Genomic DNA, 25,156 nt, shown 5'->3' on the forward strand with positions numbered 1-25,156 from the left:
CACCTCCAGTACTGCCTGAAACATCTAACTCGTTGATACTCAAGGAGTTTTCCGCTCCAACTACGCTGGAAGTGGGGCGCATTATAAGGGGATCTGAGAGGGCGTCAACCCTTAATTTCAATAAACCGCAATATTGTTGAAATTAGGGTCAGAATCGCGGGGCGGGCCCGCTTCCACAGGGTGACGCGGGGTGCAACAGATAGGGGTGTGCAGTTAAAGCGCCAAAAACTAAGCAGGGAGGCCTACCGGCCTCCCTGCTTATATAAGTAGAAAGCGACTCAGAGCACACCTGCCCCACGCAGCTGCTGCACAGCCTCGCCGTCCAGCCCTAACACCTCTTCCAGTACAGCCTCGGTATGCTCCCCTAATAGAGGAGGCGCCTGCCGATACTCCACCGGCGTCTCAGACAGCCGAATAGGGCTAGCCACCTGCGGTACGCTACCCGCCAGCGGATGCGCAATGCTAACCGCCAATCCACGAGCCAATACCTGCGGGTCCTGGAACATCTGCGCCAGATCGTTGATTGGCCCGCATGGCACGCCGGCCTGCTCCAATTCACTAACCCATTGGGCTGTGGTCTTGAACACAGTGGCCTGGCGAATCAGCGGAATCAGCTCAGCCCGATTGGCGACCCGCAGCTTATTAGTCGCAAAGCGCGGATCGTCCGCCCATTGCGGCTGCCCAGCGACCTCGGCAAATTTACGGAACTGCCCATCATTCCCCACGGTAAGGATGAAATCGCCATCGGCGGTCGGAAAGTCCTGATATGGCACGATATTAGGATGAGCATTCCCCAGCCGACGCGGAGCATTGCCTGTAGTGAGGTAGTTCATTGCCTGGTTAGCCAGGCAGGCCACCTGCACGTCCAGCAACGCCATATCAATATGCTGCCCCACTCCTGACTGGTCACGATGGGCGAGGGCAGCCAGGATCGCCACGGTCGAGTACAGCCCGGTAAGGATATCGGTCAAGGCAACGCCCACCTTCACCGGCCCTGCACCTTCTTCCCCCTCAGGGCGACCGGTCAGGCTCATCAGCCCGCCCAACCCCTGGATCATGAAGTCATAGCCGGCACGCTTGGCATACGGCCCGGTCTGGCCAAAGCCGGTAATCGAGCAATAGATAAGCTTCGGATTGACCACCTTCAGGCTGGCATAGTCCAGCCCATAGGCCGCCAGGCCACCGACTTTGAAGTTCTCGATGACGATATCCGACTTCGCCGCCAGTTCGCGCACCAGACGCTGACCTTCTGGCTGGGTGAAGTCGATGGTCACCGAGCGCTTGTTGCGGTTGGCAGACAGATAGTAGGCCGCCTCGCTGGTGTTCTCCCCATAGGCATCCTTGAGGAAGGGTGGCCCCCAGGAGCGGGTATCGTCACCTGCCCCCGGACGCTCGACCTTGATCACGTCAGCCCCAAGGTCGGCGAGGATCTGCCCAGACCAGGGCCCGGCCAGCACACGCGAAAGGTCCAGCACCCGCAGATGTGATAACGCCCCCATGGCCCAGCTCCTCTATTAATAGAACGCCTGGATGCCGGTCTGCGCGCGACCGAGGATCAGCGCGTGGATGTCATGGGTACCTTCATAGGTGTTGACCACTTCAAGGTTAACCAGGTGACGGGCTACGCCGAACTCATCGGAAATACCGTTGCCGCCGAGCATGTCGCGGGCCAGGCGGGCAATATCCAGCGCCTTGCCACAGGAGTTGCGCTTCATGATCGAGGTGATTTCCACCGCAGCGGTGCCCTCATCCTTCATCCGCCCCAGACGCAGGCAGCCCTGCAGCCCCAGCGTGATCTCGGTCTGCATGTCCGCCAGCTTCTTCTGGATCAGTTGATTGGCGGCCAGAGGACGGCCGAACTGCTTGCGATCCAGGGTGTATTGGCGCGCGGTGTGCCAGCAGGCTTCTGCCGCACCCAGGGCACCCCAGGAGATGCCATAGCGGGCCGAGTTCAAGCAGGTGAACGGGCCTTTGAGACCACGCACCTCAGGGAAGATGTTTTCTTCAGGAACGAACACGCCATCCATGACGATCTCGCCGGTGATCGAAGCACGCAGGCCGACCTTGCCGTGAATCGCCGGGGCGCTCAGGCCTTTCCAGCCTTTCTCCAGAATGAAGCCGCGAATGTCCCCGGCATCGTCCTTGGCCCACACGACAAACACATCGGCAATCGGGCTGTTGGTGATCCACATCTTGCTGCCAGTCAGGCTGTAGCCGCCATCAACCTTGCGCGCCCGGGTGATCATCGCGCCTGGATCGGAGCCGTGGTTGGGCTCGGTCAGGCCGAAGCAACCAATCCACTCGCCGCTGGCAAGCTTGGGCAGGTACTTTTGCTTCTGCTGTTCGCTGCCAAATTCGTTGATCGGCACCATCACCAGCGAAGACTGCACGCTCATCATCGAACGGTAGCCGGAGTCGATGCGCTCCACTTCACGGGCGATCAGGCCGTAGCAGACATAGTTCAGCCCACTGCCTCCGTATTGCTCTGGGATGGTCGCGCCGAGCAGGCCGACTTCGCCCATCTCGCGGAAGATCTTCGGATCGGTCTGCTCATGGCGAAACGCCTCGATCACGCGCGGCGCCAGCTTGTCCTGGGCAAACTGATAAGCGCTGTCACGCACCATGCGCTCTTCTTCAGTCAATTGCTGATCGAGCAGCAGTGGGTCGATCCAGTTGAAGCTTGCTTTGCCGGCCATGAGCGAAATCCTCGAAATAGGGGAGCAGGGTGCGTGGGCAATGTTCTTGTGCATTGATCCTAGGCCTGTTCGGCCGTCGGGACAAACGAGGATTACGCACGGTTTAGTGATATTTTCTCACTTCGAAAATCTGCAAATCAGCATACTCAAAGCCTGACAAGTGAGGTCGACGTACATGCGGCGCAAGATTCCCAGCACTACGGCATTGGTCTGCTTCGAGGCCGCAGCGCGTCACGAGAGCTTCACCAAGGCCGCCCAAGAGCTGGCCTTGACCCAAGGCGCCGTCTGTCGACAAATTGGTGGGCTGGAGGAGTTCCTGAATGTCGAGCTGTTTCGCCGCTCGCGTCGCGGGGTAAAACTCACCGAAGCCGGCCTATCCTACAGCCGACAGGTGGCAGCACAGCTGGACGCGGTCGAGCGCGATACCTTGTCGGTAATGCGCCAGCAGGGCGCCAATGTGATCGAATTGGCGGTGGTGCCGACCTTCGGCACCCAGTGGCTGCTGCCGCGCCTGAAGGACTTCCAGCACTGCCACCCTGAGGTCACCGTCAACCTGACCAACCGCACGCGGCCATTCCTGTTCGCCGATACCGCGTTCGATGCAGCGATCTACTTCGGCGATGCCGACTGGTCGGGCACCCAGTCCCACCGCCTGATGGGTGAGAATCCCATGCCAGTGTGCAGCCCGGCCTTGCTCAGCGGCCAGGGCGAACTCGATGCCAAGCGCATCGCCGAACTGCCGCTGCTGCAGCAGACCACCCGACCCTATGCCTGGCGACAGTGGTTCGATGGCTTGGGGATGAGCGTGGAGGGCGACATGACCGGCCCTCGCTATGAACTGTTCTCGATGCTCGCCCAAGCCGCCATGCACGAGATGGGCATCGCGCTGATTCCACCGTTCTTGATCCAGCGCGAGCTGGAGCAGGGTAGGTTGGTGGTCGCCAACAGGCATGCGCTATCGAGTAACAAGGCCTACTATCTAATGATTCCTGAGCGGAAGGTGGAATCTGCGTCGCTGCGCGCCTTCCGCGACTGGCTCATAGCACAGGCACGCTTGTACGCCTCCACCCACCCAGCAGATGCGACAACTTGACTAGGTAGTCAATTATTTTAAACACCTACAGATGTATTGAATTGTCGCATTTCAATAAACTGTTGCGTACACCCTGAATTCTTGCTTAACCCTGCATACTGCGCGGGTTTCAGGCCTATTTGCGACATTCGCCCAGCTGTCAGCGAAATTTGTTAAAAATAATCTAATTTCTCCCCTAATCTCCCAATAGCCCATGTTTGACGGGCTGCAGCCATACCCTTGCGACATACGGTCACAGGGTGACTTGTAGTTTTAACTTCGTATCGCTCCAGAACCGGTTGAAGGCCTACGTATTCATCTGCAAAATGCTTCGCCCGCCCGGGATCCGGCGGGTTCGAGCCTTACGGCTACGCTGGCGAAGTGCCGCGGATTCAACCCCGCGCATGCCAGCTCAATAAAGATAAGAAGGTCACCGCAGGAGAAAAGTCGTGCACATTGGTGTTCCTCTCGAGACGCAGACGGGCGAAACGCGGGTCGCTGCGACCCCCGAAACCCTCAAGAAGCTGGTTGGCCAAGGCCATCAGGTCACCGTCCAACGGGGGGCAGGGCTCAACGCCAGCATTCCGGACAGTGCCTATGAAGCCGTTGGCGCCTCCCTCGGTACCGCCGCCGATGCCTTCGGCGCGCAACTGGTACTCAAGGTCGTTGCCCCCAGCGAACAGGAGCTTGCCCTGATCAACAGTGGCAGCCTGCTGATCGGCATGCTCAACCCGTTCAACAACGAACTGATCGCCAAGATGGCTGAACGCGGCGTCACCGCTTTCGCCCTCGAAGCGGCGCCACGTACCTCGCGCGCGCAGAGCCTCGACGTGCTGTCGTCGCAGGCCAACATCGCCGGTTACAAGGCGGTGTTGCTGGCCGCGCATCACTACCCGCGCTTCATGCCGATGCTGATGACTGCCGCCGGTACGGTGAAAGCCGCCCGCGTGCTGATTCTTGGCGCCGGTGTTGCCGGCCTGCAGGCCATCGCTACGGCCAAGCGCCTGGGCGCAGTGATCGAGGCCTCGGATGTGCGCCCGGCGGTGAAGGAGCAGATCGAGTCGCTTGGCGCCAAGTTCCTCGACGTACCCTACGAGACCGATGAAGAACGTGAATGTGCGCAAGGTGTCGGCGGCTATGCCCGGCCCATGCCCGCCAGCTGGATGCAGCGCCAGGCACAAGCCGTGCACGAGCGCGCCAAGCAGGCTGACATTGTCATCACCACCGCACTGATCCCGGGCCGCAAGGCACCGATCCTGCTCAGCGCCGAGACCGTGGCGCAGATGAAGCCCGGCTCCGTGGTGATCGACCTGGCCGCAGCACAAGGCGGCAACTGCCCGCTGACCATGGCTGACCAAGTGGTGGTGGAAAATGGCGTGACCATCGTCGGCCCAACCAATTTGCCAGCCCAGGTCGGGGCAGACGCTTCGGCGCTGTACGCCCGCAACCTGCTGGACTTCATGAAGCTGCTGTTCGACAAGGACGGTGCGCTGGTGATCAACCTCGAAGATGACATTGTCGCTGCGTGCCTGATGTGCCGCGACGGCCAAGTCATCCGTAAGAACGGTTAAGGAGCACGGCTATGGAAGACATGCTGATTTCCCACGGCATCTACAACCTGATCATCTTCGTGCTGGCCATCTACGTGGGCTACCACGTGGTATGGAACGTCACCCCGGCTCTGCACACCCCGCTGATGGCCGTGACCAACGCCATTTCGGCGATCGTCATCGTCGGCGCCATGCTTGCTGCCGCGCTGACCGTGACCCCGGCCGGCAAGGTCATGGGCACCCTGGCGGTGGCCTTGGCGGCAGTCAACGTGTTCGGTGGCTTCCTGGTTACCCGGCGCATGCTGGAAATGTTCAAGAAGAAAACCAAGAACGAGGCGCAGAAGTAAGCATGAGCATGAATCTGGTAACGCTTCTCTACCTGGTCGCTTCGGTCTGCTTCATCCAGGCGCTGAAGGGCCTGTCGCATCCGACCACCTCACGCCGCGGCAACCTGTTCGGCATGATCGGCATGGGCATTGCGATGCTCACCACCGTGGGCCTGATCTATAAGCTCGGCGCCGAGCTGGCCACCGCCGGTATCGGCTACGTCCTGCTCGGCCTGCTGATCGGCGGTACTGCCGGTTCGATCATGGCCAAGCGCGTCGAGATGACCAAGATGCCGGAACTGGTCGCCTTCATGCACAGCATGATCGGCCTGGCGGCAGTGTTCATCGCCATCGCCGCAGTGCTCGAGCCGCAATCGATGGGCATCGTCGCATTGATCAGCGATCCGATCCCGACCGGCAACCGGCTGGAGCTGTTCCTCGGTGCTGCGATTGGTGCCATTACCTTCTCGGGTTCGGTGATCGCCTTCGGCAAGCTGTCGGGCAAATACAAGTTCCGCCTGTTCCAGGGCGCACCGGTACAGTTCGCGGGCCAGCACAAGCTGAACCTGATCCTCGGCCTGACCACCATCGCCCTGGGTTTGCTGTTCACCTTTACCGGCCACTACAGCGCCTTCACCTTGATGCTGGTCCTGGCCTTCATCATGGGCGTGCTGATCATCATCCCAATCGGCGGCGCCGACATGCCGGTGGTGGTATCGATGCTCAATAGCTATTCGGGCTGGGCAGCAGCTGGTATCGGTTTCTCACTGAACAACTCGATGTTGATCATCGCAGGCTCCCTGGTCGGTTCGAGCGGTGCGATCCTCTCGTACATCATGTGCAAGGCGATGAACCGTTCGTTCTTCAACGTCATCCTCGGCGGCTTCGGCGGCGAGGCGGACACCGGCGCGGCGGCCGGCTCCAAAGAGCAGCGCCCGGTCAAATCCGGTTCGGCGGACGACGCAACATTCCTGCTGAGCAACGCTGACACCGTGATCATCGTCCCTGGCTACGGCCTGGCGGTGGCGCGCGCGCAGCATGCCCTCAAGGAGCTGACCGAAAAGCTGATCCACAACGGCGTGACCGTGAAGTACGCCATTCACCCGGTAGCCGGGCGTATGCCTGGGCACATGAACGTGCTCTTGGCCGAAGCCGAGGTGCCCTACGACCAGGTGTTCGAGATGGAGGACATCAACGCCGAGTTCGGCCAGGCTGACGTGGTGCTGGTGCTTGGCGCCAACGACGTGGTCAATCCGGCGGCGAAGAACGATCCGAAGTCGCCGATCGCTGGCATGCCGATCCTCGAGGCGTTCAAGGCCAAGACCATCATCGTCAACAAGCGCTCCATGGCCAGTGGCTATGCCGGACTGGATAACGAGCTGTTCTACCTGGACAAGACCATGATGGTGTTCGGCGACGCCAAGAAGGTCATCGAAGACATGGTCAAGGCAGTGGAATAAAGCCCTTCTTTATAGATAGGCATAAACCCCCGGTGATCTATTCCCGGGGGTTTTTACTTTGGTTGATCCAGATCAACGGCTCTATTGCAGGGCTTCTCATACGACCATGGTCGTGGGACGGCGACGGGCGAAATCTCTAGACTGCGCTGCAGTAGCCTCAGTAGCCCGAGATAACAATCCATGTACCGTGATCGTATCCGCTTGTCCTCCCTGCACAGCAAGGTAATGAGTGCGGCCGACGCCGCTGGCCTGATCCAGGACGGCATGACCGTCGGCATGAGCGGTTTTACCCGCGCCGGCGAAGCCAAAGCCGTACCCCATGCCCTTGCTGAACGTGCCAAAGTGTCGCCGCTGAAAATCAGCCTGATGACCGGCGCCAGCCTTGGCAACGACCTGGACAAGCAACTGACCGAGGCCGGCGTGCTCGCCCGCCGTATGCCGTTCCAAGTCGACAGCACCCTGCGCAAAGCCATCAACGATGGCCAGGTGATGTTCATCGACCAGCATCTGTCGGAAACCGTCGAGCAGCTGCGCAACAAGCAACTGACCCTGCCGGACATCGCCGTCATTGAAGCGGTGGCCATCACCGAGCAAGGCCACATCGTGCCGACCACTTCAGTGGGCAACTCGGCCAGCTTCGCGATCTTCGCCAAGCAAGTGATCGTCGAGATCAACCTGTCGCACAACGCCAACCTCGAAGGCCTGCACGACATCTATATCCCGACCTATCGCCCGACCCGCACGCCAATCCCGCTGGTCAAGGTCGACGACCGCATTGGCAGCACCGCGATCCCGATCGACCCAGCCAAGATCGTCGGCATCGTCATCAGCGACCAGTCCGACTCGCCGTCCACGGTACTGCCGCCGGACCATGAGACCCAAGGTATTGCCAACCACCTGATCAACTTCCTCAAGAGTGAAGTCGACGCTGGCCGCATGACCAACAAGCTCGGCCCGCTGCAAGCTGGCATCGGCAGCATCGCCAACGCAGTCATGTGCGGCCTGATCGATTCGCCGTTCGAAGACCTGACCATGTACTCCGAAGTACTTCAGGACTCGACCTTCGACCTGATCGACGCCGGCAAGCTGAGCTTCGCCTCGGGCAGCTCGATCACCCTGTCGAGCCGGCGCAACGCCGACGTGTTCGGCAACCTGGAGCGTTACAAGGACAAGCTGGTACTGCGTCCGCAGGAAATCTCCAACCACCCAGAAGTGGTGCGTCGCCTGGGCATCATCGGCATCAACACCGCGCTGGAGTTCGACATCTACGGCAACGTCAACTCCACCCACGTCTGCGGCACGCGGATGATGAACGGTATTGGCGGCTCGGGTGACTTCGCCCGCAACGCGCACCTGGCGGTGTTCGTCACCAAGTCGATTGCCAAAGGCGGCGCGATTTCCAGCGTGGTGCCGATGGTCAGCCACGTTGACCACACCGAGCATGACGTGGACATCCTGGTCACCGAGCAAGGCCTGGCTGACCTGCGTGGCCTGGCGCCTCGCGAGCGCGCCCGGGCGATCATCGACAACTGTGTCCACCCGGACTATCGTGCGGCGTTGAACGACTACTTCGAACGCGCTTGCCAGCGTGGCGGCCATACCCCGCACATCCTGCGTGAAGCGCTGAGCTGGCACGAAAACCTGGAAGAAAGCGGGCGCATGCTCGCCAGCTGATCCAGCACAGCTATCCGGTCGATGGTGCGCAATGTCCATCGACCGGAACAGCTAATCACAGTAAAAGCAAAAAACTGTACAACTGTACTGGTAAAATCTCAGTCCCCCCCTGACAAATCTCCCCCCAACTCTCATAAACGCACCATATCTGTGCAGACCAGTACAGTTACGCCAATTTCGGGTGCAACAGTGCGCTTAATCAGTTAACTGAACCCTCGCAATACAGATGAACTGTACCTACTGTTATGGACAAGAGAGGAGGATCATTGGCATCAGTTAAATCACTACCTAATGCCGCCACAAGCGGAAGGATGAAACATCATGGAACGCACCCTCAGTTCCGGTCTGGTTTTTGAAAACAACGCTCAATCCAACGCTTCGCTGCCACTGCGCGCTTTCTCCACGCTTCTGCTGTGGCAACGCCGCATCGCCAGCCGCCGTCAGCTGGCCCGCCTGGATGGTCGCCTTCTGGCTGACGCCGGCATCAGCGAGTCGCAGCGTTACGAAGAGCTGAGCAAGCCTTTCTGGCGCTAAGCACCGGCTAGCCGGTTTCGGCCGGCACCGAGAATTCCAAAAACCCGTTGCAGGGAACTGCGACGGGTTTTTTGTTTCAAAGGTGCGAATTAGAGCGCCTTGCAGCATGACCAATACAGTTTCATAGAAATAAAAAAATACCAGTACAATTGTATTGCTGACCGCCCGCGTCACATCCAGAAACAGCAACGCGTGTTACGCTTACTTGAACGGCTCATTAAATAAAGTACCGTGATGAGCCTAGCGAGCGTCCGATAACCAGAACCATCTCGACCCTATGCAGGAGTCTCCGACCATGTCCCGTAACCACCTGTTTGGCGCCGCCCTGTTGTTGGCCTTGGCCGGCACTGCCAACGCCACTAGCTTCATCGTTACCACCGATGCGGTCGTAGGTGCAGTTGCCGCCTCTACTGATGCCACCTCCGATGTCTCCTCGTCGTTCCGTGACGACAAAATCGTCCAGGCCGCCCGCGACGACGCTGCCAGCTTTGTCGGCAGCCAAGGCGCCATCCGCGGTGCCAAGCTTGAAAGTGCGTTCATTCACATTCGCCAGCAGGCGCCCGCCCTGCAAGCCAGCGACGCACAATTGGCGCAAGCCATCCTCGCGCTCTAACCCGCAGGTTTCATGCCCGGATACACTGGCTCTAGCCGGTGTATCCGCGGTAGCCTTCGACATCCAAGCCTAAGCCTTTAGAAGTCCGATGCGTTATCTGTTGCCTTTGCTGTTTGCCCTCGCCGGTATGGGAAGCGCCCATGCCATGGACGTCTCTACCCAAACCCTGGTTGCCAGCGGCTACGTCACCAGCAAAGTGACCAGCGCGCCCTTTGACCGCAAACTGGTCGTGCAGGCCCGCGACGATGCCGCAGCGTTTGTCGCCACCGATGGCTCGATCCGTGGTGCTCGTCTGCAAGCAGCGCTGGATACACTGCGTCATGACCGCGGTTATCACTCTGTCGGCGACCTTGAACTGGCAGAAGCAATTCTCGTCCAATAACCATATTCGACTCCCTGTATTCCTTCGGAGATGCTCCATGCGCAAGACGCTGATCGCCGCCACCCTCGGCATGTTGGTAATGGCCGACCTGGCACAGGCACAGACCCTGGTGGCCACCAGCAACATCATCGTGCGGGCCTTTGGCCGTTCGATCGATTTCACCTCGGACACCACCACTTCGATTCGCGACTCGAAAATCGTCCAGGATGCCCATGACGACGCCGCCAGCTTCGTCGCCAGCAAAGGCGATATCCGCGGCGCGCAGCTCGAAGCCGCCTTCACCACCATTCGCCATCGCGTGCCTGAGGCGCGTGATGCCAGCGATCAGGTACTGGCCGAAGCCATCCTGGCCCTGTGAAGCACATGCGTGCCTGGCTGCTCGGCTGCGTCCTGACGCTGCTGGGCATGCCTGCGCTAGCCGACCTGCAGCTCGATCTGCAGGCGTCCGGGCTTGATCAGCAACAACAGCAAGCCACCCAGGCCTTGCTCGATGAGGCCTTGGCCAAACTCCCCCCCCGCTTCAAGCAACAGCTCGACCGCCGCATCCAAGTCAGTTGGAGCGAGCGCATGCCCGCTGATGCCTATGGTCAGGCTTCGCTGGTGTCCACCCTCGAGCTGAACCGCCGGCTATTGCCCGGCCTGGTCGATGGCAGCGCTGCCCGCGAGCGTACCAACCGTCCGCATGGCACTGTGCGGCAAGAACTACTGGCCACAGTCCTCCATGAACTGACCCACATCTACGACCGCGCCCGTCTCTGGCCGACCCAGGAGCGGTTGATGATCGCCCGCTGCAAGCGCCAGCAGGACACCCTCGGCAAGATCGGCCTGCCGCAAGACTGCCGTGGACAAGCCGAGCGCCGCTTCACCTTGAGCGATGATCCACGCCTACTCGACCTGGCTGGCTGGCAGCAGTACGTTGGCCGGCGCGGCGAGCGCGAACAGCACAACGCCCAAGTAGTGCGCAGCCCCGACAGTTATGAGCTGAGCAGCCCCAAGGAATACATTGCGGTCAACATGGAGTACTTCCTGCTTGACCCCAGCTATGGTTGCCGGCGCCCGGCACTGAACCAGTACCTGCAGCAGCACTTTGCCTGGACTCCACAGCAAACCCCGTGCGCCAAAGGCTTGCCATTCATCAATGCCGGCAACGACTTCGCCCGCCAACCTCTGGGCGAGATCGACCCGGAGCGGGTTTATGAAGTTGACTACCTGCTCGCCGAGGCCAACCAGAACCTGGTCAGCCGTTGGGGCCACAGCATGCTGCGCCTGGTCATCTGCGCACCCGGTCGACCGCGGGGTCCGGATTGCCGGCTGGACCTGGACCAACACCTGGTGCTGTCCTACCGGGCGTTCGTCAATGACGTGCAACTGTCCAGCTGGGACGGCCTGGTAGGCGCTTATCCGTCACGGCTGTTCGTGCTGCCGCTGGGTCAGGTGATCGACGAATACACCAAGACCGAGCTGCGCAGCCTGGCCTCGGTGCCGCTGCGGCTCAACCGCGACGAGGTCGAGAACCTGGTTCGCCAAGCGGCGGAGATGCACTGGAGCTACGACGGCAATTACTGGTTCCTGTCCAACAACTGCGCAGTTGAAGGCCTCAAGCTGCTGCGCAGCGGGACGGCCAATCCGACCCTGAACGACCTCGACAGCATCATGCCCAACGGCCTGCTCGCGGTGCTCAAGGGCCGCGGCCTGGCCGATACCAGCGTGCTCGACGATCCCCGTGAGGCCCTGCGCCTGGGGTATCGCTTCGACTCCTATCGTGATCGCTACCAGGCCATGTTCGATGTGCTTAGAAAGCAGTTACCGGTCAAGCAAGAGAAGGTCGAGGACTGGCTCGCCCTGGATGCCGACCAGCGCCGGCCATGGTTCGCGCGCGCCGACCTGCGTACCAGTGCCGCATTGTTGTTGCTAGAGCAGGCTGCGCTGCGCCAGCAATTGCTGTTGGCTCAGGATGAAGTGAAGCAGCGTTACCTGAATGCCACCGCGCTCAAGGACGGCAGCATCGATAAAGCCAATCAGACCCTGCAGCAGATGCTGGCCAACAGCGGCTTCCTCAGCCGACCGGCAGAATTGCTGGGCACCGACGGCTATGGTTTGCCGCAGCCAGAAGAGCGTAAGCAACTGGAAAAGGTCAGCAGTGAGCGCCAGGCGCAGCTGCTACGCCTGAGCACCGACCTGGATAAAGAGGTGAGGGCGCTGCTCGATCCGGCCCGGGCCAAGGCGATTGCGGCGGTCGAGGCGAACGTGAAGCAGATTGGCCAACACCTGCGGGAGCTGCACAAGGCTGCCGGTGGCTTGCAGTTGCCCTGAAGGCCTGAGCCTTTTGTGGTCAGTTCAGGCCTTATCGCGGGGCAAGCCCGCTCCCACGCTTGCCCCGCGATAAGGTCACGGAGCCAACTAGAGGCGCTCCTCAGCCTCACCCGGCAACTGCTCATCCAGATGCAGCCAAGGCAACCGGCTACTGGTCCAGATGTGCCGGGTGGCCCGTACGTTCTCTGGATGATCCAGGGTCGCCACGGTCACATCGATGGTCTGCGGGCTGTGCACAGTACTCAGCGCCAGATGCGCGCCACAGTCGCCGCAAAAAAACCGGCTGCACGTGGTCGGTGCCACATACATCCGCGGCCTGCCCTTGAGCCATCGAAAACCACTGCGCGGCAGGGTCAACCAGGTCACCACCAACCCGCCGCTGACCCGCCGACAGATCGAGCAGTGGCAATGAGCGATGTCGGTCAGATCCCCTTCCAAGCGATAGCGCAGGGCGCCGCAATGGCAGCCTCCCTCGTAAAAATCGGACATGATTACCTCTCGTCACCTTTGCCGTAGCGAAAGCTGGCTGAAAGCTTGCGCTCATAGGATAGCCCCACTACCGGCACAAGACCGGTCAGCCAGGGCCCCCGGATTGTTCCGCGCCCGGCCCAATCGACAACAACAATGGTGATTCTGATGTATTCCTGTGCCCGCCTTCTCGCAGTCCCTCTCCGGCTATTCCACGCACAGCGCCCCACGCGCTGATTCGCCCGAAGCGTCTTTTCTCTTTCGCCGCGCCACGCCTGGAGTATCGCCATGCTGACCTTCCTCGGCTTTGCCATGGTCATCACCTTCATGTACCTGATCATGACCAAGCGCCTGTCGGCCTTGATCGCCCTGATCCTGGTTCCGATCCTGTTCGCCCTGTTCGGTGGTTTCTCCTCCGATATCGGCCCGATGATGCTGCAAGGCATCAGCAAGCTTGCGCCTACCGGCGTGATGCTGATGTTCGCCATTCTCTACTTTGCGCTGATGATCGACTCCGGCCTGTTCGATCCGGCCGTGCGCCTGATCCTCAAGGCGGTCAAGGGCGACCCACTGAAAGTCTCGGTCGGCACCGCCGTGCTGGCGTTGGTGGTATCGCTCGACGGTGACGGCGCCACCACCTACATGATCTGCTGCGCAGCGATGTTGCCGCTGTACAGCCGCTTAGGCATGAGCCCACGGATCATGGCCGGCTTGATCATCCTGGCCGGCGGGGTGATGAACATGACCCCTTGGGGTGGCCCGACTGCCCGCGCCGCAAGCGCCCTGCATGTCGATCCGTCGGACATCTTCGTGCCGATGATCCCGGCCATGGCCTTCGGCGTGATCGCCATCCTGGCCATCGCCTACATGTACGGCAAACGTGAGCGGGCTCGCCTGGGTGAGCTGCACCTGCCGACCGATGACATCGACCACAGCGGCATCAGCGTTTCGCAGTTCCCAGAAGCACGCCGGCCAAAACTGATCTGGTTCAACGGCGCCCTGACCCTGGTCCTGATGATTGCCCTGATCGCAGGTCTGCTGCCGCTGCCGGTACTGTTCATGGTGGCCTTCAGTATTGCCATGATCGTCAACTACCCATGCCTGCAACAGCAGAAGGACCGCATCGCCGCCCACTCCGGTAGCGTCCTGGCCGTGACCGGGTTGATCTTCGCCGCGGGCATCTTCACCGGCATCCTGTCCGGCACCGGCATGGTCGATGCCATGTCCAAGAGCCTGCTGGCGGTGATTCCGGATGCGCTCGGCCCGTACCTGGCGGTAATCACGGCGATCGTCAGCATGCCGTTCACCTTCTTCATGTCCAACGATGCCTTCTACTACGGTGTGTTGCCGGTGCTGGCCGAAGCCGCCAGCCACTACGGCATCACCCCGGTGGAAATGGCCCGTGCGTCGATCGTCGGACAACCGGTACACCTGCTCAGCCCGCTGGTACCCTCAACCTACCTGCTGGTCGCACTGGCCGGGATCGAGTTCGGTGATCATCAGCGCTTCACGCTCAAGTGGGCAGTGCTGGTGTGCATGTGCATAATGCTCGGCGCATTGCTCCTGGGGACTTTCCCACTGTTCAGCAGTCTGTAAATACATACGCCCTACAGCGATGCGCCCTACCGGGCGCATCGCCTTTTAACGTTCGAAGGAATACACATGGAATGGCTGACCAGCCCGGAAATCTGGGTTGCCTTTTTCACCCTGACGGCACTTGAGATCGTTCTCGGTATCGACAACATCATCATGATCTCGATCCTGGTCAGCCGCATGCCCAAGCACATGCAGCCACGTACCCGGATCTTCGGCCTGGCCCTGGCCATGGTCACGCGCATCCTGCTGCTGCTCTCGATTACCTGGGTCATGCGCCTGACTGCCGATCTGTTCGAAGTGTTCGGCCAAGGCATCTCCGGTCGCGACCTGATCCTGTTCTTCGGTGGCCTGTTCCTGCTGTGGAAAAGCTCCCAGGAGATCTACCACGGCCTGGAAGGTGAAGACGAAAACCCCGAAGAGCCAAAGGGCGCGGGTGGCAAGTTCATCTACACCATCATCCAGATCGCCATCATCGACATCGTGTTCTCGCTGGACTCGGTGATCACTGCCGTAGGCATGGTCTCGCACGTACCGGTGATGATCGCCGCGATCGTCGTGGCAGTGCTGGTGATGATGCTCTGCGCCGGTGCCATCAGTAATTTCATCGACAAGCACCCTTCGCTGAAGATGCTCGCACTTTCGTTCCTGATCGTCGTCGGTACGGTGCTGATCGCCGAATCCTTCGACGTGCATGTGCCAAAAGGCTACGTGTACTTCGCCATGGCCTTCTCGCTGGCGGTGGAGGCGATCAACATTCGCATGCGCACGGCGCGGGCACGCAAACGCGGCGAAGAGCACGATGCGGTGAAACTGCGCAAGGACATCCCTGGTCAATAAGCTCAGGCGCGCAATCAAGAAAGGCCCTCCGGGGCCTTTTTTCGTTCCTGCCCCTGGGCAAGCGCAGGGCGCTCGCGTGTTTCAAATATGTTTCAGCCATGCCAAGCTGGCGTCAGCTGGGTAAAACAACTAAAGCTTGAGTGAGCACTGGAAAAAACCGCCCACCCCCGGGCCAGGCTCACGGCTTCACCCATTGGCCCCGCGTTGGGGCAACAGCAACAGGGGGGCCTCGTACATGCTGACCTTGCTCAATCTGCTTTCCGCCGTGGCATTGCTAGTGTGGGGCACGCATATCGTGCGTACCGGCATCCTGCGGGTCTACGGCTCCAACCTGCGCCGGGTGCTCAGCCAGAACATGAGCAAGCGCCCGCTGGCATTTCTCGCCGGTATCGTGGTGACCGCCATGGTGCAGAGCAGCAACGCCACCGCCATGCTGGTGACCTCCTTCGTCGGCCAGGGCCTGATGGCGATGACCCCGGCGTTAGCCATCATGCTCGGCGCCGACGTAGGTACCGCGCTGATGGCCCGGGTGTTGACCTTCGACCTGTCGTGGCTGTCGCCGCTGCTGCTGTTTGTCGGGGTGATTTTCTTTCTCTCGCGCAAACAGACCCGCCTCGGCCAGATGGGCCGCGTGGCGATCGGCCTGGGCCTGATCATCCTGGCCCTGCAACTGATCGTCCAGGCCGCGACGCCGATCACCCAGGCGCAAGGGGTGAAGGTCCTGTTTGCCTCGTTGACCGGTGACATTCTGCTCGATGCCCTGGTCGGCGCGCTGTTCGCGATGATTTCCTACTCAAGCCTCGCCGCTGTGCTGCTGACCGCCACCTTGGCCGGCGCCGAACTGATCAGCCTGCCGGTGGCGATTGGCCTGGTGGTCGGGGCCAACATCGGCAGCGGCCTGCTGGCGTTTCTCACCACCAGCATGCAGAACGCTGCTGGCCGGCGAGTCGCACTGGGCAGTCTGCTGTACAAGCTGATCGGCTTACTGCTGATCATCCCCGTCCTGCATCCACTGGTGGAGTGGATGGACAGCCTCAACTTCAGCCCCCAGGAATTGGTAATCGGCTTCCATCTGCTCTACAACACGCTGCGCTGCCTGATCATGCTGCCGACCACCAAGCCCATGGGCCGGTTGTGCAATGCGCTGCTGCCCGAGCGCGAAAATGGCAATGGCCAGATCCGCCCACGCCACCTGGATGCCTCGGCCCTGCAGACCCCCAGCCTGGCCCTGGCCAACGCCGCGCGCGAGACCCTGCGCCTGGGCGATATCGTCGACAGCCTGCTGGAAGCCATGCTCGGCGCCCTGCGCGGCACCCAGACCGCACTCCCGCAACAGGTCCGTGCGCTCGCTGAGGATGCCGAGGCGCTCTACAGCGCAATCAAACTGTACCTGGCGCAAATGTCGCGCGAAGACTTGAGCGAACAAGACAACCGCCGCTGGGCCGAGATCATCGAACTGGCCATCAACCTCAAGCTGGCCAGCGACCTGATCGAGCGCATGCTGCGCAAAGTGCAGCAGCAGAAGACCTCGCAGCGCCGCGAGTTTTCCCAGGTCGGCCTGGAAGAGCTGACCGGCCTGCAAGAACAGCTGCTGGCCAACCTGCGCCTGGGCCTGTCGGTGTTTCTCAGTGCCGACCCAGAGAGCGCCCACCTGCTGCTGCGCGAAAAACGCCGTTTTCGCGCCCAGGAACGGCGTTTGGCCCACGCTCATGTCAGCCGATTGCAACGCAAGGTAGTGCAAAGTATCGAGACCAGTTCGCTACACTTGGAGCTGATCGCCGATATGAAGCGTTTGAACTCTTTGTTCTGCAGCAGTGCCTATGTGGTACTAGGCGGCTCGGACACCGGCGGCTTGTTGCTCGACAGCGTACCGGACGAAGCCCGCCAGCCTTGAACCCGCACTACCGGAGACCCAAGCTCGCCCATGCGTAGCCTGATGTTCGTTTGCCTACTGATCTGCAGCCTGCCGTCGCTGGCCCTCGACCGCTCGAAGGTGGAGGGCTACCTGCTGCCCAATGGCTTGCAGGTAATCCTCAAATCCGGCTATGAGCGCGACCATGTGGCGATTCGCCTGGTGGTGGGGGTGGGCCTGGACGACTTCGAGTGTGACCAGCGCGAACTGCCGCACCTGCTCGAGCACCTCCTGTTCAGCGGTATCGACGAAACCGGCGAGGGCGGCCTGGAGGAGCGCATGCAGGCCCTGGGCGGAGAATGGAACGCCTACACCAGCAGCGCCGACACCACCTTCGTCATCGAGGCGCCGGCGCGCAACCAGCGCAAAGTGCTCGACCTGCTACTGGCAGCGATCCGCGATACCCAGATCGACGCCAAAGCCCTGGCCACGGCAAAGAAGATCATCGAGCGAGAAGATGGCGGCCACTATGGCCACCTGCAACGTTGGCTCGACCGCCAGGACATCGGCCACCGCGCCAGCGACCAGCTGGCGGTTGAACTAGGGCTGAAATGCCCGGCACGCTCCGACCTTGACGACATGACCCTGGAGCAGGTCCAGGCCCTGCGCGAGCATTGGTATGCGGCCAACAACATGAGCCTGATCATCGTTGGCGGTCTTGACCGCCTGCTGCCGGCCTACCTGGAGCGCACCTATGGCGAGCTGCCAGCGATCGAGCCTGGCGAGCGGCGCAATCTGGACAGCATCAGCCAACAGGCCGAGCAACGCCGCGACATCACCCGTGGCTGGCTGGGCGACAGCGTGAAACTGCACTGGCTGTTCATCGAGCCGACGCTGGACAACGACCACGACCAGACCCTCGACCTGCTTTCGCGCTACCTGGACTGGGCCTTGTACGACCAGCTACGGCTGCGCCATGGTTTGTCCTACGGACCGTCGGTGCAGCGCGAGAGCTTTGGCGACAGCGGCATGCTCAGCCTCAACGCCGACCTGGAACGCCAGGATGTCGATAAGGCGGTGAAAGTGCTGCAGGAGTTGTTCGACCACCTGCGCAAGAACGGCCTCGACCCCGATACTTTCTCCCGAATCAAAGAGCTCGCCATCGCCCGGGAAAGCTGGTCGAGCCAGGGCAACAGCGCGCTGGCCGACTACTACTGGGGCGCACTGAACAATTACACCGACGGGCGCTTTACCGATCCGATTCGGCAACTGCGCAAGGTCAGCCTCAAACAGGCTGACGCGGCGCTGCGTGAGCTGCTCAAGGATCCGGGCTACCTGCGCATCGAGAAGCCGCTGCTTGGCTATGACGAGCTCTATGGGCTGGTGGCGTTGTTGTTGGGGCTGATCCTTGCCGTCGGCTTGCTACGCCGGCGCCGGCATCCGCCCACGCGGCCCAGTGGCGCTACACGGGACGGCTGATTCGGCGGTATCCTGTAGCGGCCAAAGATCCTGGGTCCGCTGCGCGGCCCTTCGCGGGCAAGCCCGCTCCCACAGGGACAGCGCCACTCTGAACATGCGCGCTGATACCTGTGGCGGCGGGCTTGCCCGCGAAGAGGCCGGTGCGGCCGTCAGAGATCTTGGCTTCATCCGCCCATTTCAGTAGCTACCCATGCCCCCCATCCCCCAATTCATCCAGCGCGTGATCGAACTGCTCAAGCGCTACCCCGGCATCATCGCGCTTGGCGGTTTCCTTTCGGGGATCGGCAGCTTCATTCTGGTCGACCGCCAGGCTGGCTTGGCCAGCTGGGTGGCTATCCTGATGCTGGTCAGCTGGCTTTGGCTGATGCTGGAGAACACCCTCACCGGGCTGTTCACCCGCGCCTTCAAGCGCGAAATCCCGCAGCCACTGCTGCGCTATGCGACGCAGATGATCCACCAGGAAAGCCTGTTCTTCGTCTTGCCGTTCTTCTTCATCACCACCACCTGGAACAGCGGCCAGCTGATCTTCACCGGCCTGCTCGGCGCTGCCGGGCTGATCTCGATCATCGATCCGCTGTATTACAAATGGCTGGCACCGCGGCGCTGGTTGTTCATGGCGCTGCACACCCTGACTCTGTTCGCCGCACTGCTGACGGCACTGCCGATCATCTTGCACCTGACCACCGCGCAGAGCTTCAAACTGGCCCTGATCGCGGCCATGGCGCTGTCGTTCCCAAGCCTTGCCAGCAGCTTCCCGATCAATAACTGGCGGCGCGCCGTGGCATTGGTGCTGGTTACCCTGTCGGTCGGTGCTGGTGGCTGGCTGTTGCGCTCGTGGGTGCCACCCGCGACCTTGTGGTTGACCGAGGTGGCGGTCAGCACCGAAGTGCTCAATCGTCAGCCAGGCGCGTCGCTGGAAGAGATCCCGGCCAGCCGCATCAAAGGCAGCGGGCTGTACGCCTACACCGCGATCAACGCACCGCGCGGGCTTAACGAGCGTATCTATCACGTGTGGCAGCTGGACGGTAAAGAGGTCGACCGGATCGCCCTGGATATCCATGGCGGACGCAAAGAGGGCTATCGTGCCTGGACCCACAAGCAGAACTTCCCGCCCAATCCGGTCGGCAAGTGGCAGGTGCGGGTGCTGACCGAGGATGGCCAGGTGATCGGTGTATTGCGCTTCAAGGTAGTGAACGACGCGGCGTCGGGCTGACTACAAACCTTATCGCAGCGGCGAGGGGTTGGCCTTGACTGCGCGATAGGGCCAGTGAGCACAGCACCAAGGTGCAATACACTCATGGGCGATGCGCTATGATCTGACCCGTCGCCCCCGCGCCCGTCAGAAGCATGGAGCCCATGACCACACCCAGCGCTACCCTGGACACCAGCAGCCAGCCGGCCTGCCTGCGCATTACCGGTGACTGGACCCTGGCCCACTACGCCGAGCTCAAGCGTACCAGCGAGCAACTGCGTAGCCAGTTCGCCGCCGACGCCATCGCCGACCTGAGCCAACTCGGCCGCCTGGACACCGCCGGTGCCTCGCTACTGGCCGAGTTGCTCGGTTCAGAACGGCTGTCGCACTGCACCAACGACCTGCCCGAAGCCAACCGCGCGCTGCTCAAGACGGTCTACTGTTCGGTGCAGGACTACTGCATCCCGGTCAAGGAAGCCGAGCGGCCGATCCTGATTCTGCTGCTCGATCGGATCGGCCGCGCCGTCGACACCCTGTGGCAAGACACCCGGCAGTTGCTCGGTTTCATCGGCCTGATCATCGAAACCTTGCTGCGCCGCGTGCTGCAACCGCACCGTTGGCGGATCACCCCAGTGGTTGCCCATATCGAACAGACCGGCCTGGACGCTGCGCCCATCGTCGCCCTGTTGACCTTCCTGGTGGGCGCGGTGGTCGCCTTCCTCGGCGCCACGGTGTTGGCGGCCTTTGGCGCGACCATCTTTACCGTCGACCTGGTGGCGTTTTCATTCCTGCGCGAATTCGGCGTACTGCTCACCGCCATCCTCATGGCCGGGCGAACCGCCAGCGCCTTCACCGCACAGATCGGCTCGATGAAAGCCAACGAAGAGATCGACGCCATCCGCACCTTGGGCCTGAACCCGATTGAGCTGCTGGTGGTACCGCGGGTACTGGCGCTGTTGATCTCGCTGCCGCTGCTGACCTTCCTGGCGATGATCTGCGGCATTGTCGGCGGCGGGGTGGTCTGCGCGCTGTCGCTGGATATCCCGCCGGCCATGTTCCTCTCGTTGCTGCAAAGCGACATCGGCGTACAGCACTTCCTGGTCGGCTTGGCCAAGGCCCCCTTCTTCGCCTTCCTGATCGCTGCCATTGGCTGCCTGGAGGGCTTCAAGGTCAGTGGCAGCGCTGAGTCGGTAGGCGCCCACACGACCTCAAGCGTGGTCCAGTCGATTTTCGTGGTGATCGTTCTGGACGCCGTGGCCGCGCTGTTCTTCATGGAGATGGGCTGGTGACTGGCGTACGAGAAGCTGTGATCGAGGCGCGCGGCCTGTGCAACCGCTTTGGCCGCCAGAGCGTGCACGAGAACCTGGATCTTGACCTGTTCAAGGGCGAGATCCTCGCCGTGGTCGGTGGCTCGGGCAGCGGCAAGTCGGTGCTGCTGCGCAGCATCATCGGCCTGCGCCGACCCAACGAAGGGTTGGTCAAGGTGTTCGGCCAGGACCTGGCGCAGCTCAACAATGAGCAACGCTCGTTAGTGGAACGGCGCTTTGGCGTGTTGTTCCAGAAGGGCGCGTTGTTCTCCTCGCTGACCGTCACCGAAAACGTCGCCCTGCCGCTGATCGAGCACGCCGGCCTGTCGCGGGCCGACGCCGAGCACTTGGCCGGGGTCAAACTGGCCCTGGCGGGCCTGCCGATCTCGGCTGCGGACAACTACCCGTCGTCGCTGTCAGGCGGCATGATCAAGCGTGCAGCGCTGGCCCGCGCCTTGGCGTTGGATCCGGATATCCTGTTTCTCGACGAACCCACCGCCGGCCTCGACCCGATTGGCGCAGCGGCGTTCGACCAATTGATCCTGACCCTGCGTGACGCGCTGGGCCTGAGCGTGTTTCTGATCACCCACGATCTTGACACGCTCTACACCATTACCGACCGAATCGCCGTGCTTTCGCAGAAGAAAGTCCTGGTCGCCGGCCCTTTGGCCGAGGTCGAGCAAACCAACGATCCCTGGATCCACGAGTATTTTCACGGCCCGCGCGGGCGGGCGGCCGAACAGGCCGCCGCCAGTGCCCGGCAGGAGCGCTGAACCATGGAAACCCGAGCTCATCATGTCTTCATCGGCCTGGTCACCGTACTGGTGGTGGCCGGCGCGCTGCTGTTCGGCCTGTGGCTGACCAAGTCCAGCGTCGACGACACCTTCAAGGACTACCAAGTGGTGTTCAACGAGGCCGTCTCGGGCCTGTCGCGCGGTAGCGCGGTGCAGTACAACGGGATCAAGGTCGGGGACGTCACCACCCTGCGCCTGGACCCGGAAGATCCGCGCCGGGTCCTGGCGCGCATTCGCCTGAGCGCCGACACCCCGGTCAAGCAAGACACCCAAGCCAAGCTGACCCTGGCCGGGGTCACCGGCAACTCGTTCATCCAGCTCACCGGTGGCACCCCGCAAAGCCCCGAGCTCAAGGGCAAGGACGGCAAACTGCCGGTGATCGTCGCTTCGCCTTCGCCAATTTCGCGCCTGCTCAACGACAGCAGCGACCTGGTGACCAACATCAACCTGCTGCTGCACAACGCCAACCAGATGTTCTCCGAAGACAACATCGGCCGCCTGAGCAACACCCTGGCCAATCTGGAGCAAACCACCGGCGCCTTCGCCAGCCAGAAGGGCGGAATCACCCAAGCCATCGAGCAGTTGGGCGAAGTCGGCAAACAAGCCAGCGCCACCCTCGCCGAAACCCAGACGTTGATGCGCAACGCCAACGGCCTGCTGGGCACGCAAGGCAAGCAGGCCTTTGGCAGCGCCGAGCAGGCCATGCAAGCGCTGGCCGAGAGCACCGCGACCATCAACAGCCTGCTCAAGGACAACCGCGAAGCGATCGACGACGGCGCCCAAGGCCTGAACCAGCTGACCCCGGCCATCCGCGAATTGCGCGAAACCCTCAACGCCCTCAAAGGCATCTCGCGCCAACTGGAGGCGGACCCAAGCGGCTACCTGCTGGGTCGCGACAACAACAAGGAGTTCCAGCCATGAACACTTCGCTGCGTCTTGTCACCCTGGCCGCAGCGCTGAGCCTGGCCACGGCCTGCTCGATCCTGCCCAAGAGTGAGCCGGTGGACATCTATCGCCTGCCAGTGAACCAGGCCAGCCGCACAGCCACCCCGCTGGACTGGTCGCTACGCCTGAACAAGCCGCTGGCCAGCGAAGCCCTGGCCGGCGCCCGCATTGCGGTAATCCCGCAAGGCGACATCATCAGCGGCTACAAGGGCGCCCGCTGGAGCGACCCGGTGCCTTTGCTGGTGCGTAACCGCCTGCTCGATGGCTTTCAACGCGATGGCCGAGTGCAGCGCCTGAGCGCCGACGACAGCAACCTGCAGGCGGACTATGAGCTGGCAGGCGAGCTGCAGGCGTTCCAGAGCGAATACCGGCCGGGGGGCGTGGAGGTGCTGATACGTTATGACGCGCGCCTGGTGCAAGGGCGCAGCCAGCGTATTCTTGCTAGCCGGCGCTTCGAGGTGCGTCAGCCGCTGACCACCACCCAAGTATCAGCAGTGGTCGCCGGCTTCGGAGTGGCCAGCGACCAACTGATGGCGCAACTGCTGGACTGGACCGTCGCCCAGGCAACTCAGGCTCAAGCGAAGAACCAGTAGCAGACGAAGATCGCCGCGATCACCCCGGACAGTTCGGCCAGCAGGGCGCAACCCACCGCGTGACGCACGCGCTGGATACCCACCGCGCCGAAATACACTGCCAACACGTAGAAGGTGGTTTCGGTACTGCCCTGGATGGTCGCCGCCACCAAGGCTGGGAAGCTATCGACGCCATGGGTCTGCATGGTCTCGATCAGCATCGCCCGCGCCGCGCTGCCAGAGAATGGTTTGACCAGCGCGGTCGGCAGGCCCTCGACGAAGCGAGTGTCCATGCCCATCCACTCCACGGCGTGGCGGATGCCATCCAAAGCCAGCTCAAGGGCGCCCGAGGCCCGCAGCACACCCACTGCACAAAGCATCGCCACCAAGTAGGGCAGCAGGTTCTTGGCGACGTCGAAGCCTTCCTTGGCGCCTTCGACGAAGGTTTCATACACCTTGACCCGTCGCAGCGCGCCGATCACCAGGAACAAGATGATGATGCCGAACAGGGTCAGGTTGCCAAGGATCGACGACAGGCTGGCCAGCGCCGCCGCCGACAGCGTGCCGAGGAAGGCCATGAAGCAGCCCAGCAGCAGCGCACCGGGGATCAGGTAGGCGAGCACCACCGGGTCCCACAGGCGCAGGCGCTGCATGACCGCCACCGAGAGCAGGCCGACCAGGGTCGAGACGCTGGTGGCGAGCAGAATTGGCAGGAACACCATGGTCGGATCAGGTGCGCCTTGCTGCGCGCGGTACATGAAGATGGTGACCGGCAGCAGGGTCAGCGACGAGGCGTTGAGCACCAGGAACAGGATCTGCGCGTTGCTCGCCGTCGTGCTGCTGGGGTTGAGCTCCTGCAAGGCGCGCATGGCCTTCAGGCCGATCGGCGTAGCGGCGTTGTCCAGGCCCAGGCCATTGGCGGCGAAGTTCATGGTGATCAAACCCAGGGCAGGGTGCCCAGGCGGCACTTCAGGCATCAGCCGGGCGAACAGCGGGCCGAGCACCTTGGCCAGCCACTCGACGATACCGGCCTGCTCGGCAATCTTCAGGAAACCCAGCCACAGGGTGAGGGTGCCGAACAGCAGCACCATGACTTCCACCGACAGCTTGGCCATGGCGAAGATGCTCTCGACCATCGCGGCGAAGATCCCCGCGTTGCCGCCGACCAGCCATTGGGCCAGGGCGGAAATGGCCGCCACCAGGAAAAAGCTGAGCCAAAGGCCGTTGAGCATCCGTGTGTTCCCCCGAAAAATGCCTCGAATGATAGCGTACTGATCGACCCGAACGCTGCTTCCACAGTTGCAAGCTAGCGCGAGAAAATTCCTAAGCCTCAAGCCCGCGAGCTGTAAGCGGCTGTCTGGGAGCGGCTGGCGTGGGGCTGGCGTGGGGCTGGCGTGGGGCTGGCGTGGGGCTGGCGTGGGAGCGGGCTTGCCCCGCGATAGCGTCTACTTGGCCAAATTGCTTAGCCGCGCTGACGCTATCGCGGGGCAAGCC

The 25,156-nt window shown here is 61.9% G+C and carries 23 protein-coding genes; 19 read left to right on the forward strand and 4 right to left on the reverse strand.

What is annotated here, in order from left to right; all coding sequences use genetic code 11:
- Positions 1-278: 278 nt before the first annotated feature.
- Positions 279-1,499 (reverse strand): CaiB/BaiF CoA transferase family protein, encoded by a 1,221-nt coding sequence (locus AAZU54_RS25360; RefSeq protein WP_434727813.1) that lies wholly within the window; start codon positions 1,497-1,499, stop codon positions 279-281.
- Positions 1,500-1,514: 15 nt separating this feature from the next.
- Entirely contained in the window at positions 1,515-2,696 is a 1,182-nt protein-coding gene (locus AAZU54_RS25365) for an acyl-CoA dehydrogenase (RefSeq protein ID WP_264234322.1), read from the reverse strand.
- Between the two features lie 175 nt (positions 2,697-2,871).
- Between AAZU54_RS25365 and AAZU54_RS25370 the strand changes: the two genes are divergently transcribed.
- The 10 genes from AAZU54_RS25370 to AAZU54_RS25415 all read left to right on the forward strand — a co-directional run bounded on the left by AAZU54_RS25370 (position 2,872) and on the right by AAZU54_RS25415 (position 12,620).
- A complete protein-coding gene (locus AAZU54_RS25370) occupies positions 2,872-3,789 on the forward strand; it encodes a LysR family transcriptional regulator (RefSeq protein ID WP_434727814.1) in 918 nt (305 codons plus the stop codon).
- 428 nt (positions 3,790-4,217) lie between these two features.
- Complete coding sequence (locus tag AAZU54_RS25375; protein ID WP_434727815.1) at positions 4,218-5,339, forward strand: Re/Si-specific NAD(P)(+) transhydrogenase subunit alpha; 1,122 nt, start codon at positions 4,218-4,220, stop codon at positions 5,337-5,339.
- Positions 5,340-5,350: 11 nt separating this feature from the next.
- The gene (locus AAZU54_RS25380) at positions 5,351-5,665 is read left to right on the forward strand and encodes an NAD(P) transhydrogenase subunit alpha (RefSeq protein WP_008097413.1); all 315 of its coding nucleotides are present in this window, start codon (positions 5,351-5,353) and stop codon (positions 5,663-5,665) included.
- A 2-nt stretch (positions 5,666-5,667) separates the two neighbouring features.
- Positions 5,668-7,104, forward strand: a complete 1,437-nt coding sequence (locus tag AAZU54_RS25385) for an NAD(P)(+) transhydrogenase (Re/Si-specific) subunit beta (protein WP_186557711.1) — start codon at positions 5,668-5,670, stop codon at positions 7,102-7,104.
- Positions 7,105-7,284: 180 nt separating this feature from the next.
- On the forward strand, positions 7,285-8,778 hold the full coding sequence (locus AAZU54_RS25390; RefSeq protein WP_186557710.1) for an acetyl-CoA hydrolase/transferase family protein: 1,494 nt from the start codon (positions 7,285-7,287) through the stop codon (positions 8,776-8,778).
- Positions 8,779-9,099: 321 nt separating this feature from the next.
- Entirely contained in the window at positions 9,100-9,312 is a 213-nt protein-coding gene (locus AAZU54_RS25395; RefSeq protein ID WP_186557709.1) for a DUF1127 domain-containing protein, read from the forward strand.
- 295 nt (positions 9,313-9,607) lie between these two features.
- On the forward strand, positions 9,608-9,925 hold the full coding sequence (locus AAZU54_RS25400) for a DUF2388 domain-containing protein (RefSeq protein ID WP_186557708.1): 318 nt from the start codon (positions 9,608-9,610) through the stop codon (positions 9,923-9,925).
- 88 nt (positions 9,926-10,013) lie between these two features.
- On the forward strand, positions 10,014-10,307 hold the full coding sequence (locus tag AAZU54_RS25405; RefSeq protein ID WP_434727816.1) for a DUF2388 domain-containing protein: 294 nt from the start codon (positions 10,014-10,016) through the stop codon (positions 10,305-10,307).
- Between the two features lie 37 nt (positions 10,308-10,344).
- A complete protein-coding gene (locus AAZU54_RS25410) occupies positions 10,345-10,665 on the forward strand; it encodes a DUF2388 domain-containing protein (protein ID WP_186557706.1) in 321 nt (106 codons plus the stop codon).
- On the forward strand, positions 10,662-12,620 hold the full coding sequence (locus tag AAZU54_RS25415; protein WP_434727817.1) for a DUF4105 domain-containing protein: 1,959 nt from the start codon (positions 10,662-10,664) through the stop codon (positions 12,618-12,620). Before AAZU54_RS25410 ends, AAZU54_RS25415 begins: the two co-directional genes overlap by 4 nt.
- Positions 12,621-12,707: 87 nt before the next feature.
- Here the strand turns inward: AAZU54_RS25415 and AAZU54_RS25420 are convergent, their stop codons facing one another.
- Positions 12,708-13,109: a GFA family protein gene (locus AAZU54_RS25420; protein ID WP_186557704.1), complete on the reverse strand. Its 402-nt coding sequence runs from the start codon at positions 13,107-13,109 to the stop codon at positions 12,708-12,710.
- A 267-nt stretch (positions 13,110-13,376) separates the two neighbouring features.
- On the opposite strand from AAZU54_RS25420, the gene AAZU54_RS25425 reads away from it, so the two are divergent.
- From AAZU54_RS25425 to AAZU54_RS25465, 9 genes are all read left to right on the forward strand, one after another.
- Positions 13,377-14,684 (forward strand): CitMHS family transporter, encoded by a 1,308-nt coding sequence (locus tag AAZU54_RS25425; RefSeq protein WP_186557703.1) that lies wholly within the window; start codon positions 13,377-13,379, stop codon positions 14,682-14,684.
- A 66-nt stretch (positions 14,685-14,750) separates the two neighbouring features.
- On the forward strand, positions 14,751-15,521 hold the full coding sequence (locus tag AAZU54_RS25430; protein ID WP_186557702.1) for a TerC family protein: 771 nt from the start codon (positions 14,751-14,753) through the stop codon (positions 15,519-15,521).
- Between the two features lie 235 nt (positions 15,522-15,756).
- Positions 15,757-17,415, forward strand: a complete 1,659-nt coding sequence (locus AAZU54_RS25435) for a Na/Pi cotransporter family protein (protein WP_186557701.1) — start codon at positions 15,757-15,759, stop codon at positions 17,413-17,415.
- A gap of 30 nt (positions 17,416-17,445) precedes the next feature.
- Complete coding sequence (locus tag AAZU54_RS25440) at positions 17,446-18,852, forward strand: M16 family metallopeptidase (RefSeq protein WP_434727818.1); 1,407 nt, start codon at positions 17,446-17,448, stop codon at positions 18,850-18,852.
- Between the two features lie 190 nt (positions 18,853-19,042).
- Positions 19,043-20,065, forward strand: coding sequence for a DUF2914 domain-containing protein (locus AAZU54_RS25445; RefSeq protein ID WP_264234296.1), 1,023 nt, complete (start codon positions 19,043-19,045; stop codon positions 20,063-20,065).
- Positions 20,066-20,199: 134 nt separating this feature from the next.
- Positions 20,200-21,333, forward strand: coding sequence for an ABC transporter permease (locus AAZU54_RS25450; RefSeq protein WP_428628499.1), 1,134 nt, complete (start codon positions 20,200-20,202; stop codon positions 21,331-21,333).
- Positions 21,327-22,124, forward strand: a complete 798-nt coding sequence (locus AAZU54_RS25455) for an ABC transporter ATP-binding protein (protein ID WP_434727820.1) — start codon at positions 21,327-21,329, stop codon at positions 22,122-22,124. The genes AAZU54_RS25450 and AAZU54_RS25455 overlap by 7 nt, the downstream gene beginning before the upstream one ends.
- Positions 22,125-22,127: 3 nt before the next feature.
- Positions 22,128-23,066 (forward strand): MlaD family protein, encoded by a 939-nt coding sequence (locus AAZU54_RS25460; RefSeq protein WP_186557696.1) that lies wholly within the window; start codon positions 22,128-22,130, stop codon positions 23,064-23,066.
- On the forward strand, positions 23,063-23,683 hold the full coding sequence (locus AAZU54_RS25465; RefSeq protein ID WP_434727819.1) for an ABC-type transport auxiliary lipoprotein family protein: 621 nt from the start codon (positions 23,063-23,065) through the stop codon (positions 23,681-23,683). The genes AAZU54_RS25460 and AAZU54_RS25465 overlap by 4 nt, the downstream gene beginning before the upstream one ends.
- On the opposite strand, the gene AAZU54_RS25470 is transcribed toward AAZU54_RS25465, so the two are convergent.
- Positions 23,665-24,894 carry a nucleoside recognition domain-containing protein gene (locus tag AAZU54_RS25470; RefSeq protein WP_186557694.1) on the reverse strand — a complete coding sequence of 410 codons (1,230 nt, stop codon included), beginning with the start codon at positions 24,892-24,894 and terminating at the stop codon, positions 23,665-23,667. The genes AAZU54_RS25465 and AAZU54_RS25470 overlap by 19 nt on opposite strands.
- Positions 24,895-25,156: the final 262 nt, after the last annotated feature.

The sequence above is a fragment of the Pseudomonas sp. Je.1.5.c genome (genome assembly GCF_051129895.1).
In the GTDB taxonomy this organism is placed as follows: Bacteria; Pseudomonadota; Gammaproteobacteria; order Pseudomonadales; family Pseudomonadaceae; genus Aquipseudomonas; species Aquipseudomonas urmiensis.